Here is an 18227-nt window from a genome sequence, read left to right as displayed (position 1 = left end):
GGGGCAAACGCACCCCGTTCAGGGGCGCAGGACGAGTCGAATCGGATTGCCCTCTTTGGTTTCCAGCGCCCGCACCGCGGCCGGGGCTTCCGAGAGCGGCAGCACCGCGCTGACCGAGCGGGCGAGATCGAGACGATGCAGCCGCCGCAGCGTCACCAGTTCGGTGACATGTTCGGGCTGCGATCCGTAGTGCCCGCGCAATTGCTGCTGGAAGAAGCTGAAGCCGATACCCCCGGTGATCGTGATCGGCTTGTCGGTCAGGCCGACCAGCACCAGCCGCCCACCCGGCCCCAGGCAGGTGACGGCCTGTTCACGCACCGCCGCCACTCCGGCGAAATCGAAAGCGGCCGCCAAACCGGCGCCGCCGGTCGCGGCGAAGATCCGCGACCGCAGTTCGGGATCGGCCGGATCGAAGGCCAGATCCGCACCGAAACCGAGCGCCCGTTCCCGCGCCGCGGGCAGCGGATCCACCGCCACGATGGGCGCCGCGCCGACCATGCGCAGCAATTGCACCCCGTGGGCGCCGAGACCGCCCACGCCCCACACTCCGACCGGTTCGGCGGGCCGCACCTGGGCGGTCGCCGTGATCGCGGCCCACGGCGTGGAGACCGCGTCGGGGATGAAGCAGGCCTGTTCGAAGGGCAGATCGTCGGGAATGGGAACCAGGGTGTCGACCCGGGCCAGGGTGTACTCCGCCCACCCGCCGTCATAGTCGACCCCGCGGGTGAACACCGCCCCGTCGCGCAGTTCACCCGCCTGCAGCAGCACCCGGTCCCCCACCTTCGCGCCGGTCACACCCGGGCCGAGGGTGTGGACCGTGCCCGCGACCTCGTGGCCGAGCGTCACCACGTCACCGGCGAGCATCACCGGGGTCAGCGTCCCGTCGATCAGATGGACATCGGACAGGCAGACACCCGCCGCTTCGACCTTGATCAGGACGTGGTCGGGACCCGGTTCTGGCGTCGGTACATCGTCGAGTTCCAGTCGGCGTTGCGGTCCCAGGTGAAGGCGTGCGGCCAGCATGTCGGCTTACTCCTCGTGGATCGGGCGGGCGGACCCGCGGGCCCGGCGAACCCGGTCGAGTATCGCATCGACATCGCGATTTCGGCCGGAGTTGCGAGCGGGTGCGGTCGCGGGCGCCGGCCGAATCGCCGGGCTCGGGGGATTGTGTGGGACTACGAGTCCCATATATCCTCGAAGGACCACACCTGCTGGGTGTCGACCGCCGCCGGGGCCGAGCCTCGGGGCCGGGAGCTAGGAGGCCCGATGAGCCACACCGCGAAGCCCGCGCGCCGGGCCGACCGGGTGCGGGGTCCCGCAGAGCAGAGGAGACATCGATGACGCTGTCGAAATCCATTCGCACCGACATATTCGGCCCCGACTACCGGGAGATGCTGGCGATCCTGTCCGAGGGATCGGTCCATCGCAATTTCGATCCCTATCTCGATATCGATTGGGATTCACCGGAATTGGCGATCGACCCCGACGATCCGAGATGGGTGCTGTCACCGGATCTCGACCCGCTCGGCGGAACCGACTGGTACAAATCGTTGCCGCTGGAGCGCAGGATCGAAATCGGAAAGTGGCGCACGGCCAACGTGATCAAGGTCGGCGCCGCCTTCGAGAGCATTCTCATCCGCGGCATGATGCAGTACATCATGAAGCTCCCCAACGGATCTCCGGAGTTTCGCTACTGCCTGCACGAGATGACCGAAGAATGCAACCACATCCAGATGTTCCAGGAGCTGATCAACCGGATCGGCGTGGACGTCCCGGGGATGCGGCCGCTGTTCCGTGCGCTGTCGCCCTTCATCGGCGTGGCCGGTGGCTACGCGCACGCCATCCTGTTCATCGGCATCCTCGGTGGTGAGGAGCCGATCGACCATTATCAGAAGGCGATCATCCGGGAGGGCGAGTCGATGCCCCCGGCGGTGCTGCGCACCATGCAGATCCACATCGCCGAGGAGGCCCGGCACATCTCCTTCGCCGGCGAGTTCTTGAAGGCGCATATCGAGCGGATGAGTCCGTTCGGTAAGGCGATGTGCGCGTTGGCTTTTCCGATCACGATGCGCTGGCTGGCCGGTGAGATCATGGCGCCCCCGCGCTCGTTCGCGAAGGAATTCGACATTCCGCGCGAGGTGATCGAGGACGCCTTCTGGCGGTCCCCGAATTCGCGCCGGATCCTGTCCGGCTACTTCGGCGATATGCGCAAACTCGCCGACGAACTGGGCTTGATGAATCCGGTGACGCGCAAGTTGTGGACATTGCTGCACGTCGACGGCGATACGTCGCGGTATCGCGGTGAGCCCGACCGGCGGAATGCGGCGGCCGCCGTGGCGGAGCGGCTGCCCGTGGTCGGTTCCCTCGTCGGCTGGTTGGCGGCCTGACCGGCTGAGACTCGGTGCGCCCGGTCAGGAGATGTCGTCGACGCCCTCGGCCAGCGCGTTGACGAGTTCGATCAGCGGCAGTTCGGGGTCCAGGGTCAATCCATGGGCGCGCGCCGCGCCGTCGAGCACGCTCCAGGCGTAGCCGGCGACCTCGGAGATCAGCTGTTCGCGGCTCAGCATCGGGTCCGGATCGCGCGCCCAGCGGCCGACGGTCGCCTCGGTCATCGACACGATGGCGAAGGTCATCGTGTCGGCCGTGGCCTCGTCGACCACACCGATCACCCCCGCCAGGCTCGACACGAGCAGCCGGGTCCGCGCCGCGATGGTGGCCTTGATACTGCTGAGCGCGTCCACATCGTCGGGGTCGCCCATCGCCGGCCCGCTGCGCGCGAAGTCGTACAGCCGCGCATGCTCGGTGAGCCAGTCCGCGACCGCGGCGACCGTGCGATGCAGGATCCGATGAATCGATCCGTCCCAGATGTCCAGCGCCGCGTCGACGGTGTCGATGAACTGCTCGGCGATCACACTCCGAGCGCGCCGATCCAGTTCGTCGCGCCCCGAGAACTGCCGATACACCACGGATTTCGCCAATCCGGAGCGCTTCGCGATCTGTTGCATCGAAATCTCGCCGCCGCCGGACTCCTCCAGCAGTTCGATCAACGCCTCGACGATCCGCCCCCGCCGATTGTCGTTGTGCGTTTGCCACCGCGCCTGCCGGCCCCCGATCGGGGCCGGTTCGGACGCGGAGGGAATCGCCACGCGGTCGAGTGTAAATCACCGGTTCCCGCGCGAATGAGCTTCGCGATCGTGGGGTCATACCTTCGTTCGCTGCCGGTGAACAAGGGGTTGGAACAACTCGGCACACCCTGTAGTTGAGTAGGTAACGCTCAACCCTGGAGGCGAAGAAACACAGGATCCGGGGCATGCTTTGGAAGGGGCTGAATCTGTGAGTACTCCACAGCGTCTGCCGGTGCTGTTTCTGACCGATCCGGTCGTGTTGCCGGGCATGGTCGTCCCCATCGAGCTCGACGAATCCGCACAGGCCGCCATCGACGCCGCACGGGCCGCGAAGTCGGACTCGGTGCTGCTCGCACCGCGTCTGGACGAGGGCTACGCCGCCTACGGTGTGATCGCGACCATCGAACAGGTCGGCCGGATGCGCGGTGGCGCCGCCGCCGCGGTGCTGAAGGCCGAACAGCGGGCGAGGATCGGGCACGGGGTCACCGGCCCGGGCGCCGCGCTGTGGGTGGAGGCCGAACCGGTCGACACCCCCGCACCCGATGCGCACACCAAGGAACTGGCCGCCGAATACAAGCAGCTGGTCGTCTCGGTGCTGCAGCGTCGCGAAGCCTGGCAGGTCATCGACGTGGTCAACCGGCTCACCGACCCGTCGGCCCTGGCCGATACCGCCGGCTACGCCCCGTATCTGACCGCTGAGCAGAAGCGCGAACTGCTCGACACTCCCGACGTCGCCGAGCGGCTGACCCGGCTGATCGGGTGGACCAAGGACCACATCGCCGAGGTCGAGGTCACCGAGAAGATCAGTGAGGATGTGCGCGAGGGCGTCGAGAAGTCGCAGCGGGAATTCCTGCTGCGTCAGCAGCTCAACGCGATTCGCAAGGAACTGGGTGACGGCGAGCCCGACGGTGCGGACGACTACCGCACCCGGGTGGAGACCGCCGAGCTACCTGACAACGTCCGCGAGGCCGCGCTGCGCGAGGTCGACCGGCTCGAGCGCAGCAGCGATCAAAGTCCGGAATCGGGCTGGATCCGCACCTGGCTGGATACCGTCCTGGATCTGCCGTGGACGGTGAAAACCACCGACAGCACCGATGTTTCGGCGGCTCGTGCGGTGCTCGACGCCGACCACCACGGTCTGGAAGAGGTCAAGGACCGCATGGTCGAGTACCTGGCCGTGCGCGCCCGCCGGGCCGCGCGTGGCCTGGAGGTCGTCGGCGGCCGTGGCTCCGGTGCCGTGATGGTGCTGGCCGGACCTCCCGGTGTCGGTAAGACCTCGCTCGGTGAGAGCGTGGCGCGGGCGCTGGGCCGCAAGTTCGTGCGCGTCGCCCTGGGCGGTGTGCGTGACGAGGCCGAGATCCGCGGTCACCGGCGGACCTACGTCGGCGCCCTGCCGGGCCGGATCGTGCGTGCCATCAAGGAGGCGGGTTCGATGAATCCCGTCGTCCTGCTGGACGAGATCGACAAGGTCGGCTCGGACTTCCGGGGTGATCCGGCGGCCGCGCTGCTCGAGGTGCTGGATCCGGCGCAGAACCACACCTTCCGCGACCACTACCTGGATCTGGACCTGGATCTGTCCGATGTGCTGTTCATCGCGACCGCGAATGTCATGGAGACCATTCCCGGCCCGCTGCTGGACCGCATGGAACTGATCACCGTCGACGGGTACACCGAGGACGACAAGGTGGCCATCGCCCGCGACTTCCTGGTGCCACGGCAGCTGGAACGGAATGCGCTGACCGCCGAGGAGGTGTCGTTCACCGACGAGGCCCTGCGCGAGATCGCGGCCAACTACACCCGGGAAGCCGGCGTGCGTCAGCTGGAGCGGTTGCTCGCGAAGGCGTTGCGCAAGGCGGCGACTCGGTTGTCGCAGGACGAGTTCGGTGCGCAGACGGTTGTGGCGGACGGTGATTCGGATGCCACGGTGATCGACCTCGGCTACGATCCCGCCCTCGGTTACGGCGAAAAGACCGGTGTAGCAGCCGATTCCGAGTCGCTGGTGATCGGTCTCGGCGATCTGAAGGACTACCTGGGCCGTCCGCGCTTCACCCCTGATTCGGTGGAACGCACCTCGGTTCCCGGTGTCGCGACCGGCCTGGCCGTGACCGGCGCCGGCGGCGATGTCCTCTACATCGAGGCCAATGCCGCCGAGGGCGAACGCTCGCTGACCCTGACCGGTCAGCTGGGTGACGTCATGAAGGAATCCGCGCAGATCGCACTGACCTATGTGCGCTCACACCTGGAAGAGATCGGCATCGAACCGAAGGTGCTGGATCGCAACATCCACATCCACTTCCCGGCGGGTGCGGTGCCCAAGGACGGCCCGTCCGCGGGTGTCACCATGGTCACCGCCCTGGTGTCGCTGGCCCTGGGCCGGCAGGTGCGCGCGGATGTCGGCATGACCGGTGAGGTCACGCTGAACGGCCGGGTGCTGCCGATCGGCGGCGTGAAGCAGAAGCTGCTCGCCGCCCAGCGCGCCGGCCTGAAGACCGTGTTCATCCCGGCTCGCAACGAGCCGGATCTGGACGAGGTCCCCGCCGAGGTGCTGGCCGCCCTGGACGTCCGCCCCGTCGCCGACGTGGCCGACATCCTGGCCTACGCCATCGAACCGGTCACCGAACCGGCTTATGACGGGAAGGCCTTCGCGGCGACCGCGTGATCAATGGTCGCGTGATCAATGGTCGAGGGGCCGTTCACCTTCGGGTGGGCGGCCCTTCTGCCGTATGGGGGCCTGTTCGCTGCCTCGGCTACCGGCGTGGCCTGCGGAACAGCCAGGCCCAGAAGCCGCGACGGGGTGGTTTCGGATACTCGGCGCGCAGGGATCCCGACGTGATCGAGCCGTCCACGCGCAGGGTCGGGCATCCGGGCAGCGGGGGCTCGTTCACCCGATTCTTCGCGCTGCCGCTGACGAACGCCACCCGGTCGACATCCACCTGCCAGCCGCGCGGAACCGTCAATCGGACACTGCCCGAGGCGATTCCGACATGCAGCTCCACCACGGCGTGCGGGCAGATCGCCTCGGTGAAATCCAATCGCACCGATCCGGAGGCCGCGGTGGCGGTGATCTCGGCCGGCACGATCCACTGGCCGTCTTTGCGCAGCGACCCGCTGACCGTGGTCAGGACCAGCGGTTCGCGGGTCGCGGCCACCGGCAGATCGGCGGTCACGGCGGCGAGCTCGTCATGGGTGGTCGCGGCGTAGGCGGCGGCCAAGCGCCGGTCCAGCTCGGCGAGATCGAGCGAGCCGTCCCGCAGCGCCAGCTGCAGCAGCCGCTCCACCTGCGCGCGTTCGTGATCGGTGATACGTACCGCGGGCTCCGAGCGGCGTTCGGCGATGTCCGGGCGGCGGTCCGGGGATTCGGTCATCGGCACATCCTCTCGGTGGTGATGCCGAAATCCTACGTGCGATCGGACGCCCCGGATATCGGTCGGCGCTGCGCGGAAGTCTCCACCTACGGTTCGCGCGATCCGTTGGTGGGCAGAGCGCGCTCGACCACGCGCACCGTTCCCTGCGCGACCGCGCATATCGTGCTGGAACCATCGCTGTCGCAATAGATCTCGCAACGGGTGACGGCTTGGCGGCGGGTGGCGTCGGTGACCGTCGCGTGCGCGCGAAGCCGGCCGCCCCGCGCGGGTCGCAGGTAGGTGACGGTGAAGCCGCCGGTCAGTACGTTCGGGCCCAGCGCGGATCCGGCGGCGAAGGTGAGCGCGTTATCGGCCAGATAGGCCATCACCCCGCCGTGCACGAAACCGAACTGCTGAGCGTGCTCGGGCCCCACATCGATCACCAAAGTGGCCGCACCGCCCTCGAACTCGGTGATCTCGGTGCCGACGTGTTGCGCGAACGGCTGCGCGGCCAGCACCGCGCGGGCCTGCTCCACGGTGAGTTTGTCGGTTGTCGGGTCTTCCATATGCACTGTCCTCTGCTGTCGGAGCTGTCAGTTGTTGCGCAACGACTTCCACGCTGCGGCGGCCAGTTCCGCGGCGACATCGGTCGGCGCGGTGCGGATGCTGCCGCTCACCCACTGCCGCGAATACTCCTGCGCCGGGCCCAGCCACAGCGCGTACAGCAGGTCGAATTCCAGGTCGCGGACCGTGCCGTAGCGGGCGTGGGTGCGCCACCAGCGCGCGACGGAGGTGAGAAATTCCCGGTTGCTGTCGCTGTCGCGCACTCCGGGCGGCCGGGGCGACATGAGAATTGTTGCGCGGTACTGGTTTTCGGTGACCCAGCGCAGATGCTCGGTGACGCCGGCGGTGACTCCGCTCTCGGCGTCGGTGCTGTCGGCGATGCTCGCCCAGAAGGTGCGCTGGTAGTCGGCCAGCGCATTGGCCCACACCTGTCGGTACAGATCGGCCTTGTCCGGGAAGTGGTGGTACAGCGCGCCGACGCTCGCTCCCGCGTCGGCCCTGATCCGGCTCAGCGTCGCGTCGAGCGCCCCGTGCTCGGCGAACTGCCGCTCGGCCGCCAGCAGCAACCGATCTCGAATCTTCATAACCAGAATTTAGTTCTGTTTCGGTATCGGCGCAAGGCGCTACCTGCGAAGTCCCTCCGGCTGTCGGTGCCGTGCGGTAAGAACGGTCTCGTGGCCAGGTGGCTGTTGCATGTCGACCTCGACCAATTCCAGGCGGCGGTGGAGTTCCGCCGCCATCCCGAGCTGCGCGGGCAGCCGGTGATCGTGGGCGGCAACGGAGATCCGAACGAACCGCGCAAGGTGGTCACCTGCGCGTCGTATCCGGCGCGGGCCTTCGGTGTGCGGGCCGGAATGCCGCTGCGCACCGCGGTCCGCAAATGCCCGGACGGGGTGTTCCTGCCCCTGGACATGACCACCTACGAGGAGGCGTCCGACGAGGTCATGGAGGTGCTGCGGCGGTTCCCGGTGCGGGTCGAGGTGCTGGGCTGGGACGAGGCCTTCCTCGCCGCCGACACCGACGATCCCGAACGGCTCGCACGCGAAATCCGCAGTGCGATAGCCGAATTGAACCTCACCTGTTCGATAGGTATCGGCGACAACAAATTACGCGCGAAACTGGCGACCGGATTCGCGAAGAGCGTCGGCAAGGGTACGGACGCGAACAGCACCGCGGGCGACGGCCCGGTTGCGAAGGAGATTGCGGGACAGCCGCATCCGGCAGGCGAGGCAGCGGTGGCCTCCCGGACCGCCGAGCCCGGTGCGGGAATCTTCCGGCTCACCGCGGAGAACTGGAACGAACTCATGGCGCACCGCCCGACCAGCGCGCTGTGGGGTATCGGCACTCGCATCGCGCAGCGGATGTCGGCCCTGGGCATCGACACCGTCGCCCAGCTGGCGGCCGCCGACCGGAATGTCCTGGCCGCCGAATTCGGTCCCGCCACCGGCCCGTACCTCTGGGTGCTCGGCCACGGCGCCGGCGATACCGATGTGGTGACCGAGCCGCGAATTCCGGTGGGCCGCAGCAAGTCCGAAACCTTCCCGCACGATCTGACCGATCGCGAGGAGATTCGCGCACAGGTCGCACGGCTGGCCCGCGAGGTCGCCGTGGAGATGGCCGCGGCCGGCCGGATCGGCACCCGGGTGGGGGTCACGGTGCGTACCAACACCTTCTACACCCGCACCAAGCAGAAGAAGTTGCCCGAACCGACGATCGACGCCGAGGCGATCACCGCGGTCGCACTCGAGATCATCGACCGGTTCGAGCTCGATCGGCCGGTCCGGCTGCTCGGGGTGCGACTCGAACTCGTCCCGCAATAGCCCGAGTCCCGCAATAGCCCAAGTCCTGCAGTAGCCCGAGGCCCCGTTTCCGTGCCGGGATGCCGGATATGTCTCGGTGGTGGCGGCGTCGCACGCGGTGCGGCCGTTTGTCATGCTGGGCCCGCAGACTCGACCGAAAGGCAGCCCATGAGCGAGTACGAGACGATCACTTTCGAGCGCACCGGCCCCGTCGCCCGGATCACCCTGAACCGGCCGAAGGCCGCGAACGGTATCGACCACGTCCTCGGCCGGGAACTGGCCGATATCGCGGGGCAGTGTGTGGACGATCCCGCGCTGAAGGTGGTCGTGCTGACCGGTGCGGGCCGGTTCTTCTCCGCCGGCGGCGACCTCAAGGCCATGGCTGCCCAGGGCGGCGGCGCCGGCCACTACGTGAAGGGTCTGGCCGACGACCTGCACGAGGCGCTCTCGTCGTTCGCCCGGATGGATGCCCTGCTGGTCGTGGCGGTCAACGGTGTCGCCGCGGGCGCCGGATTCAGCCTGGCGATGGCCGGTGATCTGGTCCTCGCGGGTGAATCGGCGGCGTTCACCATGGCCTATACCCGCGCCGGGCTGAGTCCCGACGGCGGCGCGTCCTACTACCTGCCGCGCCTGATCGGCCTGCGCCGCACGCAGGAACTGATGTTCACCAACCGCACCCTGACGGCGGCCGAGGCGCTGGACTGGAATCTCGTGCATCGCGTGGTGCCGGATGCCGAACTCGCCGCCGCCGTGGACGAACTGGTCGCGGAATTCGCGGCGGGCCCCCGTCATTCGAATGCCAGCGTCAAGAAGCTCCTTCTGGTGAGCTCCTCGCACACGCTGGAAGAGCAGACCGCGCGCGAGGCGGCGTTCATCTCCGCCTGTGCCGATTCGCCCGACGGCACCGAGGGCATCGCGGCCTTCCTCGGCAAGCGCGCTCCCGTCTTCGAGTGAGGGACTGAGCCGTCACCACGAGCGAACCCGGTCGCGGGCCACTAGGGTGGGGTGCCATGTTCTCGGCGCCCGGCTTCGCACGCGGGTGGGCGCCGGTCCCGGCGTGGTCGGCGCGGCGGCGTGGCGATGTGCGCCGAGATCGCGGGCGCGGGGACAGGAGCGGTCACGAGAACGCTCCTACCGGCGCCGTCGCGGAGATCGCCTCGTCCGGCACTCCGATCGACAGCACGACGGAGGTCGCCCCCCGCGGCCCGTCGGCCGCGGACAGCCTCGGATCGACGCGTGCGGTACCGCGCGGATTCTCGGGACTCCGGAGTACTGCGGATTTCGCCGGCCTGCGCGCGGTGCCCCATCGTCCCGTACTGCTGGTGGCGGTGCTGCTGATCCTCGCGCAGATCGCGCTGCGCGGGTGGGTGGCTGGGCGCGGCTATTTCTACTGGGACGATCTCATCCTGGTGGGTCGCGCCGACCGGTATCCGCTCTGGTCCGCCGATCTGCTGCTCTACGACCACGACGGCCATTTCATGCCGCTGGCCTTCGTGACCGCGTGGGTGGTGACCCGGATCGCGCCGCTGCAGTGGGCCGGGCCGGTGGTGACCATGCTGCTGCTGCAGCTCGCCGCCTCGGTCGCGGTGCTGCGCATGCTGCTGGTGCTGGTCCCACGGCGAGCCGGTGCGGTCCGCTGGGCCGTGCTGGTTCCGTTGATCGGCTATCTGTTCTGTCCGCTGACCCTTCCGGCCTTCGCCTGGTGGGCGGCCTCGCTGAACGCCCTGCCGCTGCAGTTCGCGCTGGCCTGGGTGATCGCGGATGCGGTGCTGCTGGTGCGCACCGGACGCGGGCGCTACGCGGTCTCCGGTGTGCTGGTGCTGATCGTGGGGCTGATGTTCTTCGAGAAAGCGGTGGTGGTGCCGTTCGTCGCGTTCGCTGTCGCGGTGCTGGAGCGGTACGTGGTCGGCGCCCGCACCGTCGATGCGGATTCGCCCGCGGGCGAAGGGGAATCGGGCCCGCGCGATGCCGCCGCGCCTCCCGAGGACCCCGAGCGGGCGGGCGATCGTGGCGGCCCGAGCGTGTGGGCGTCGACTCGCGACGTGGCGCGCACGGGCGCGGCGCTGTGGGCCGGTTCGGCATTGATCCTGGCGGGCTGGGGCGCGGCCTACCTCACCGTCGCCGACCACATCGCGGTCGACACCAGCCTCGCCGGCGCGCGACGACTTCTCCACAGCGCCACCTCCCTGGGGATCCTCCCGACCCTGCTGGGCGGCCCGTGGGTCTGGGCGCGCTGGCTGCCGTCGACACCGTGGGCCACGCCGCCGGGATGGACCGTCGTGCCCGCCTGGCTGATCCTCGCCGCGGTGGTCCTGGTGACACTGCGACTGCGCCGCCGCGTGCTACCGGTGTGGATCCTGGTCGTGGGATACGTTCTGGCCGTTCAGCTTCCGATCGTCCTGATCCGCGGTGGCCCCAACACCGCCGCCGAACTCATGCAGTCGCTGCGCTACCTGGCCGACGTGGCGGTGGTGCTGGCCGCGGCGACCGCCCTGCTGCTGGCTGCTCGGCCGCGAACAAGGAGCCGGAACGCGGACGCGCTCGGACCGACATCACCCGGTCCGGTGCCGGCTGCGCACGCCGTCGCGATCGTGCTGACAGCGGCCTTCGTCGTGAGCAGCGTCTGCACCACCGTCTCGTTCGCGCGCTCGTGGGAAATCTCGCCTACGCGCACCTATCTCACGAATGCCCGTGCGGCGTTCGCGGATCGGGACGGCGCACCGCTCCTGGAGCAGGAGGTGCCCTGGGGCGTGCTGACGCCGATGACCTATCCGCAGAATCTCATCGCCCAGGTGCTGGGCCCGATCGCCCCGGACGGCGCTTTCGGCACGTCCACACCGCACCTGCGGATGATCACCGACGACGGCGAACTCGTCGACGCCTCGGTCTGGTGGAATCGCCGCATCCTCGCCGGTCCCGAACCCGGCTGCGGATACCGCGTCGACGGCTCCGACCCGGTGGCGCTGTGGCTGGACGGGCCCATGATCGAGCACGGGTGGACCGCGCAGCTCAACTATTTCGCGAATCAGGACGGCCACCTCACCGTGGCGATGGAACACGGCGATGCGGTGGTGGTGCCGGTGCGTGCGGGGGTCCACACGGTGTTCGTCCATGTGGTCGGCAGCGGTGAGGTGTTGCGAATCGGTTCACGTACCCCAGGTTTGGATGTGTGCGTCGGTGTCGGTCCGGTTGGGGTCGCCGCATTCGGGCATTGATCGCCGACGTGCCGAACGGGGTGCGGCTGCGAGCCGGTCGTAGCCGCGGGGCGTCCGCCCGCCCTATGCTCGGACGCATGCAGTTCCAGGCGATGGTTGCGCACGAGACCGACGACGGCGTGGTACTGGCCCGCGAGGAGGTGGGCGAGGACTTCCTCGGCCCGGGCACGGTGACGATCAAGGTGCACTATTCGAGTGCGAACTTCAAGGACGGGCTGGCCATCACCCCGCGTGGCGGCGTGGTGCGCAATTACCCCATCATCCCCGGCATCGACCTGACCGGCGAGGTGGTGGCCTCCGAGGATGCCGCCTTCACGGTGGGTGATCTCGTGATCGCGCACGGGTACGAGATCGGCGTCGCGCACAACGGCGGCTTCGCCGAATACGCGCGCGTGCCCGCCGAATGGGTGGTCAAGCTGGAGGGCCTGAGCCCGCGCGAGGCGGCGGCGCTCGGCACCGCCGGATTCACCGCGGCCATGAGCGTGCAGGCGCTGCTCGACCGCGGCCTGGCCCCGGGGGACGGGCCGGTGCTGGTGACCGGTGCGACCGGCGGCGTCGGCAGTGTCGCGGTGGACATCCTGTCCGGCCTCGGCTACGAGGTCACCGCCTCCACCGGAAAGACCGATGCGGGCGAACTGCTGTCCACCCTCGGTGCGGCCGCGGTGATCGGCCGCCTGCCCGAGGATCCGGACGCGAAGCCTCGCCCGCTGGGTAAGGCGCAGTGGGCCGGCGCGGTCGACAGCGTCGGTGGTAAATCACTCGCCCACATCCTCAGCACCGTCCGCTACGGCGGGTCGGTGGCCGTCAGCGGCCTGACCGGCGGGACCGAACTGCCCACCACGGTCATGCCGTTCATCCTGCGTGGTGTCGGGCTGCTCGGCATCGATTCGGTGAACTTCCCGATCGACCAGCGGCGCGCGCTGTGGGCCCGGCTCGGCAAGGACCTGAAGCCCCGGCATCTGTCGACGCTGGAGAATATCGCGCCGGTCACCGAGGCCGAGGCGGTGCTGCACGCCATCCGCGGCGGCCACCACTCCGGCCGCACGGTTCTGGCGGTGGCCGGCGAATTCTGATCGAGCGGCGGGCGCCTGGAATCGAACGCCCGCCATTCGCTCACGCAATATTTTGAACTGATCTATCCAAAACGTGTTAGCCTGACCGCATGGCACGACCCAAGCAGTTCGACGAACCGGGGGCGGTGGACGCGGCCATGCGCGCTTTCTGGAGCGCCGGTTACGAGGGCATGTCCACCCAGGACCTCTGTGCGGCCACCGGGCTGGGCCGCTCGAGTATCTACAACACCTTCACCAGCAAGCACGACCTGTTCGAGCGGGCGCTGCGGCGGTACATGGAGTTCAAGAACGCGGATACGTTCGAACTGCTCGACGGTCCCGGTTCCGCGCGCGACAAGATCGAGGCGCTGCTGCGGCGTGTGGTCGATGCGCCCGAGGACGATCCGCTGGGATGTCTGGTCGTGAACACGACCGTCGAGATGGCCCCCCGCGATCCCGAGGTGGCCGCGCTGCTGCGTGCCGATCTGGATCGTCGGATGTCCGCGCTGGTCGGCGCGATCCGCGCCGGGCAGGCGTCGGGTGAGGTCGACGAGCGAGCCGATCCGTCCGATCTGGCCCAATTCGTCGTCGCCACCATCGGCGGTATGCGGGTCGCGGCGCGCGGCGGCGCCTCCCGGGACACATTGGCCGGTATCGCGGAGGTTGCCCTGCGCTGCCTCTGATCGATCGGCCGGGACGGTCCGTCACATGTTCCGGCAGTGATCCGCGGCTATGCGCGGCTTCATTTTGAACTGAATGATCCAAAACTGGAAGGAAACGACATGCCCTCGGCGGTATACATATTGGGCCTGGCGATATTCGCGCAGGGCACCTCGGAGATGATGTTGTCCGGCCTGCTCACGGGAATGGCCGCCGATCTCGGCGTCACCGTTCCACAGGCCGGCCTGCTGATCTCGGCCTTCGCCGTCGGCATGCTGGTGGGCGCGCCGATTCTGGCCGTGGTCACGGCGCGCTGGTCGAGGCGCACCGCCCTGCTCGCCTTCCTCGCCGTCTTCGTCGCCACCCACGTCGTCGCGGCGCTGACCTCCGACTACGGCGTCCTCATCGGCACCCGCGTCATCGGCGCCTTCGTCTACGCGGGATTCTGGTCGGCGGCTGCGGCGACCGCGGTCGGATCGGTACCGCCGACAGCGCGCGGGCGGGCGATGAGCGTCGTCGCGGGCGGCCTGACCATCGCGACCATCCTCGGACTCCCCGCCGGTACCTTCATCGGTCAGCATCTGGGCTGGCGTGCGGCGTTCTGGACGGTCGCGGCGGGATGTGCGCTGGTGATGGTGGCGGTGGCGATCGCGGTGCCCGAACAGCGCGCCGAGCAGGCGCCGCCGGTGCGAAAGGAGTTGCGCGCCTTGGCCACCCGCCCGGTGGCGCTGCTGTACGCCACCACCGTGACGGCCACCGCCGCGCTGCTGGTCACCTTCGGTTACCTCGGCGCCCTGCTCACCGAGACGACCGGGATCGGCGAGAACTGGGTGCCGGTGGTGCTGGGCGTCTACGGCCTCGGCTCGTTCGCCGGCATCGTGATCGGCGGACGCACCGCGGATGCCCATCCGCTGCGCAGCCTCACCGTCGGCATCTCGGGTCTGGTGCTCGCCTCGGTGATACTCGCGCTGACCGCGCACTATTGGGCGGCGGTCGTCGTGGTGTCGTTTCTGCTGGGCGCCTTCGGTTTCGGGACCAATCCGGTGTTGAACAGCCGGGTGTTCGGCCTCGCCCCGGCCGCCGGAACGCTCGGCGCGGCGGGCAACGTGATGTCGTTCAACATCGGCATCACGCTCGGCCCCTGGCTGGGCGGACTCGCCATCGGCGCCGGCGCGGACTACTCGGTGGTGGGCTGGATCGGCGCGGGTCTGGGCGTGCTCGCGTTGGGCCTGGTCGGGCTGAGCCGGACCGCGGGTGGGACGCGTTCGGGTACGGCGGAACGCTCCGATACGGCGGAAATCGCGGGACCGCCGACTGCCGGTACATCCCGGCGATCCGGGGCTGCCGACGACAGCGCGGCCGGCGTCCCGGCGCAGTTGTAGGAACGGATGCCGGCGCGGAGGTGCGAACCGCACCTCCGCGCTGATCCCTTATGCCGCAGCGACTTCCGTATCGTCGGCGAATTGGGTGTGGTAGAGCTCCGCGTACCGGCCCTGTTCGGCGAGCAGCTGCGCATGACTGCCCCGCTCGACGATGCTGCCGTCCTCGATCACCAGGATCTCGTCCGCGTTCCGGACAGTCGACAGCCGGTGCGCGATGACCAGTGCGGTCCGTCCCTCCAGTGCCTCGGTGAGGGCCTCCTGGACCGCGGCCTCGGAGGTGGAGTCCAGCGACGCGGTGGCCTCGTCGAGGATGACGACCCGCGGTTGTTTGAGCAGCAGCCGGGCGATGGTCAATCGCTGCCGTTCACCGCCGGACAACCGATATCCGCGTTCGCCGACCACGGTGTCCAGACCGTCGGGCAGCCCGTCGATTACCGTGCGCAACCGGGCCCGCTCCAGCGCGTCCCACAGCTCCGTCTCACTCGCCTCGGGCCGGGCCAGCAGCAGATTCGCGCGGATGCTGTCGTGGAACAGGTGGCCGTCCTGGGTGACGAGTCCGACCGTGTCCTGGATCGACCGGGTGCTCAGGTCCCGCACGTCGACGCCACCCAGCCGGACCGCGCCGCCGTCCACATCGTAGAGCCGCGAAACCAGTTGGGCGATGGTCGATTTACCCGCGCCGGAGGATCCGACCAGGGCGATCATCCGCCCCGGCTCGGCGCGCAGCGAAATATCGTGCAGCACCTCGCTGCCGCCGCGATGGTCGAGTGTCGACACATCCTCCAGCGAAGCGAGGGAGACCTTGTCGGCCGACGGGTAACCGAAACGCACCCGGTCGAATTCCACCGACACCGGGCCCGCCGGAACCGCCACCGCATCCGGCGCATCCTCGATCAGCGGCTTCAGATCGAGAATCTCGAAGACCCGCTCGAAGCTCACCAGCGCCGACATGATGTCCACCCGCGCACTGGCCAGCGCCGTCAGAGGGGTGTAGAGCCTGGTCAGCAGCAGCGACAGCGCGACCACGGCGCCGGCGTCGAGCTGTCCGCGCAGTGCGTACCAGCCGCCGAGGCCGTAGACCAATGCCACGGCCAGCGCGGACACCAGCGTCAACGCGGTGACGAACACCGTCTGCAGCATCGCGGTCCGCACGCCGATATCGCGCACCCGTCCGGCACGCACCGCGAATTCGGTGGATTCCTGATCCGGGCGTCCGAACAGTTTCACCAGGGTGGCGCCGGGTGCCGAGAACCGCTCGGTCATCTGCGTGCTCATCGAGGCGTTGAGCTGGGCGGCTTCCCGCTGGATGCTCGCGATCCGGGTGCCCATCTTGCGGGCGGGAAACATGAACAGCGGCAGCAGGATCAGGGCCAGCAGGGTGATCTGCCAGGACAGCCGCACCATCACCGCCACGGTCAACAGCAGCGTCACGATATTGGTGACCACGCCGGACAAGGTCGTGCTGAACGCGCGCTGCGCACCGATCACGTCGTTGTTGAGCCGGCTGACCAGCGCTCCCGTGCGGGTGCGGGTGAAGAAGGCGACCGGCATCTTCTGCACGTGATCGAACACCGCGGTGCGCAGATCGAGAATCAATCCCTCCCCGATCCGCGCGGACAACCACCGGATCACGATGCCCAGGCCCGCGTCGAGCACGGCGACCAGCGCGATCACCGCGGCGAGGGTGAGCACCGAGCGCGGCGCGGCATGGCCGACGATGTCGTTGACCACTCGCCCCGCCAGCACCGGATTGGCCACCGTGAGCAACGCGGACGCGATGCTGAAGATCAGGAAGCCGATGAGCTGAGCCCGATGCGGTCGCGCGAATCGCAGAATGCGCGCGGCCGTCTCCCGGCGCAGACCACGCCGCTGCTGGGGTGCGTGCGCCTGCCGGTACAGCTGACTCCACGCGACCGATTCGATGCTCATCCGCATCTCCTTCCGCTGCCGGGCTCATTCAACCCCGGGCCACCGACACTAAGACCTCAACAAAGGTTGAGAGCAAGTAGTCCCGGTTCGCCACGAGCGAAACGCGCCGGGTGACGTGCGCTGCGGCGCTGCGCCCGGCTGCCGGTCGCCGGCCTCCTAAGGTCGAATCATGTCGTCGAACCACAGCATGCGAGCGATCCAGTACGAGCGAGTGGGCGGGGCCGAGGTGTTGACGCAGGTGGAGGTGCCGATTCCGGACCCCACCGGAGATCGGGTGCGGGTGGCGATCCGGGCGGCCGGGGTCAATCCGGCCGATTGGAAGATGCGCGCCGGACTGATGCCCGGTCCGCCCGGATTCCCCCGCCGTGCCGGATTCGAGATCGCCGGCGTGGTCGACGCCGCCGGACCCGAGGCTCGGTTCCGGCCGGGTGACGAGGTACTGGGCTGGGCTCAGGGCGGCGGTTACGCGGAGTACGCGCTGGGCACCCAACTGGTCGCCAAACCGGCCGAGTTGTCGTTCGCCGAGGCCGCCGCCATCCCGGTCGCCGCCAATACGGCCGGGACCGGCCTGGACGAACTGGCCGTGAAGTCGGGTGAGACGTTGCTGGTGAACGGCGCCTCCGGCGCGGTCGGCGCGTTCGTGGTGCAGCTGGCCCGGGCTCGCGGCGCCACGGTCGTCGGCACCGCCTCGGCCGCCAATCAGGAGGTCGTGCGCACGCTGGGTGCGATCCCGACCACCTACGGCGCCGGCGTCGCCGAGCGCGTGCGCGAGCTGGCGCCGCACGGCATCGATGCGGTCTACGACTGCGCCGGTCACGGATTCCTCGACGCCGCAATCGAATTGCGTGGCGGTACCGATCGGATCATCACCATCGCCGACGGCGCCGCCGCCGACAAGGGCGTCACCTTCTTCGCTCGCACCGGCGGCCCCGCCCTCGACATCGTGGCACGCGTCGCGCAGTCGGTCGCCGCGGGCGAATTCCGCCTGCCCGGGGCGGCGCGTACCTACCCGCTGTCCGAGGCCGCCGCCGCCCAGCGCGACAGCGAAACCGGTCACGGACTCGGCAAGATAGTCCTGCTCCCGTAACCGGCTCGCCGGCACGCGGCGGCCGAACGGGTCTCGCCGTGCGTGGCGATCCCGAGCGGTGAGCGGACGG

The 18227-nt window shown here is 69.0% G+C and carries 15 protein-coding genes; 9 read left to right on the top strand and 6 right to left on the bottom strand.

Annotated elements, in window-relative coordinates; translation table 11 throughout:
* Window positions 1-18: 18 nt before the first annotated feature.
* On the bottom strand, window positions 19-1023 hold the full coding sequence (locus ON23_RS27490; RefSeq protein ID WP_039781741.1) for a zinc-binding dehydrogenase: 1005 nt from the start codon (window positions 1021-1023) through the stop codon (window positions 19-21).
* Window positions 1024-1337: 314 nt separating this feature from the next.
* On the opposite strand from ON23_RS27490, the gene ON23_RS27485 reads away from it, so the two are divergent.
* Entirely contained in the window at window positions 1338-2387 is a 1050-nt protein-coding gene (locus ON23_RS27485) for an AurF N-oxygenase family protein (RefSeq protein WP_051043457.1), read from the top strand.
* 24 nt (window positions 2388-2411) lie between these two features.
* On the opposite strand, the gene ON23_RS27480 is transcribed toward ON23_RS27485, so the two are convergent.
* Window positions 2412-3146, bottom strand: coding sequence for a TetR/AcrR family transcriptional regulator (locus tag ON23_RS27480; protein WP_051043456.1), 735 nt, complete (start codon window positions 3144-3146; stop codon window positions 2412-2414).
* 247 nt (window positions 3147-3393) lie between these two features.
* Here ON23_RS27480 and lon point away from each other — a divergent pair, with 247 nt between their 5' ends.
* On the top strand, window positions 3394-5784 hold the full coding sequence (lon, locus tag ON23_RS27475) for an endopeptidase La (protein WP_051043463.1): 2391 nt from the start codon (window positions 3394-3396) through the stop codon (window positions 5782-5784).
* Window positions 5785-5872: 88 nt separating this feature from the next.
* On the opposite strand, the gene ON23_RS27470 is transcribed toward lon, so the two are convergent.
* From ON23_RS27470 to ON23_RS27460, 3 genes are all read right to left on the bottom strand, one after another.
* Window positions 5873-6490 (bottom strand): DUF1707 SHOCT-like domain-containing protein, encoded by a 618-nt coding sequence (locus ON23_RS27470; protein ID WP_051043455.1) that lies wholly within the window; start codon window positions 6488-6490, stop codon window positions 5873-5875.
* Between the two features lie 86 nt (window positions 6491-6576).
* Window positions 6577-7035: a PaaI family thioesterase gene (locus ON23_RS27465; RefSeq protein WP_039781739.1), complete on the bottom strand. Its 459-nt coding sequence runs from the start codon at window positions 7033-7035 to the stop codon at window positions 6577-6579.
* 27 nt (window positions 7036-7062) lie between these two features.
* Window positions 7063-7617: a TetR/AcrR family transcriptional regulator gene (locus ON23_RS27460; RefSeq protein WP_039781738.1), complete on the bottom strand. Its 555-nt coding sequence runs from the start codon at window positions 7615-7617 to the stop codon at window positions 7063-7065.
* Window positions 7618-7707: 90 nt separating this feature from the next.
* Between ON23_RS27460 and ON23_RS27455 the strand changes: the two genes are divergently transcribed.
* From ON23_RS27455 to ON23_RS27430, 6 genes are all read left to right on the top strand, one after another.
* Complete coding sequence (locus tag ON23_RS27455) at window positions 7708-8853, top strand: DNA polymerase IV (protein WP_063821342.1); 1146 nt, start codon at window positions 7708-7710, stop codon at window positions 8851-8853.
* A 147-nt stretch (window positions 8854-9000) separates the two neighbouring features.
* Window positions 9001-9786 (top strand): enoyl-CoA hydratase/isomerase family protein, encoded by a 786-nt coding sequence (locus ON23_RS27450; protein ID WP_039781736.1) that lies wholly within the window; start codon window positions 9001-9003, stop codon window positions 9784-9786.
* Window positions 9787-10130: 344 nt separating this feature from the next.
* Window positions 10131-12047: a hypothetical protein gene (locus tag ON23_RS27445; RefSeq protein WP_051043462.1), complete on the top strand. Its 1917-nt coding sequence runs from the start codon at window positions 10131-10133 to the stop codon at window positions 12045-12047.
* A 77-nt stretch (window positions 12048-12124) separates the two neighbouring features.
* Window positions 12125-13120, top strand: a complete 996-nt coding sequence (locus tag ON23_RS27440; RefSeq protein WP_039781778.1) for an oxidoreductase — start codon at window positions 12125-12127, stop codon at window positions 13118-13120.
* 89 nt (window positions 13121-13209) lie between these two features.
* The gene (locus ON23_RS27435; protein WP_039781734.1) at window positions 13210-13782 is read left to right on the top strand and encodes a TetR/AcrR family transcriptional regulator; all 573 of its coding nucleotides are present in this window, start codon (window positions 13210-13212) and stop codon (window positions 13780-13782) included.
* A gap of 99 nt (window positions 13783-13881) precedes the next feature.
* Complete coding sequence (locus ON23_RS27430) at window positions 13882-15141, top strand: Cmx/CmrA family chloramphenicol efflux MFS transporter (RefSeq protein WP_083904266.1); 1260 nt, start codon at window positions 13882-13884, stop codon at window positions 15139-15141.
* A 48-nt stretch (window positions 15142-15189) separates the two neighbouring features.
* Here ON23_RS27430 and ON23_RS27425 read toward each other — a convergent pair whose 3' ends face one another.
* Window positions 15190-17070: an ABC transporter ATP-binding protein gene (locus ON23_RS27425; protein WP_039781774.1), complete on the bottom strand. Its 1881-nt coding sequence runs from the start codon at window positions 17068-17070 to the stop codon at window positions 15190-15192.
* 169 nt (window positions 17071-17239) lie between these two features.
* On the opposite strand from ON23_RS27425, the gene ON23_RS27420 reads away from it, so the two are divergent.
* Window positions 17240-18157 (top strand): NADP-dependent oxidoreductase, encoded by a 918-nt coding sequence (locus tag ON23_RS27420; RefSeq protein ID WP_244970071.1) that lies wholly within the window; start codon window positions 17240-17242, stop codon window positions 18155-18157.
* Window positions 18158-18227 lie beyond the last annotated feature (70 nt).

It is taken from the genome of Nocardia cerradoensis NBRC 101014 (assembly GCF_000308535.1).
Taxonomy (GTDB): domain Bacteria; phylum Actinomycetota; class Actinomycetes; order Mycobacteriales; family Mycobacteriaceae; genus Nocardia; species Nocardia cerradoensis.
This window is presented reverse-complemented; position numbering and strand designations above follow the sequence as displayed.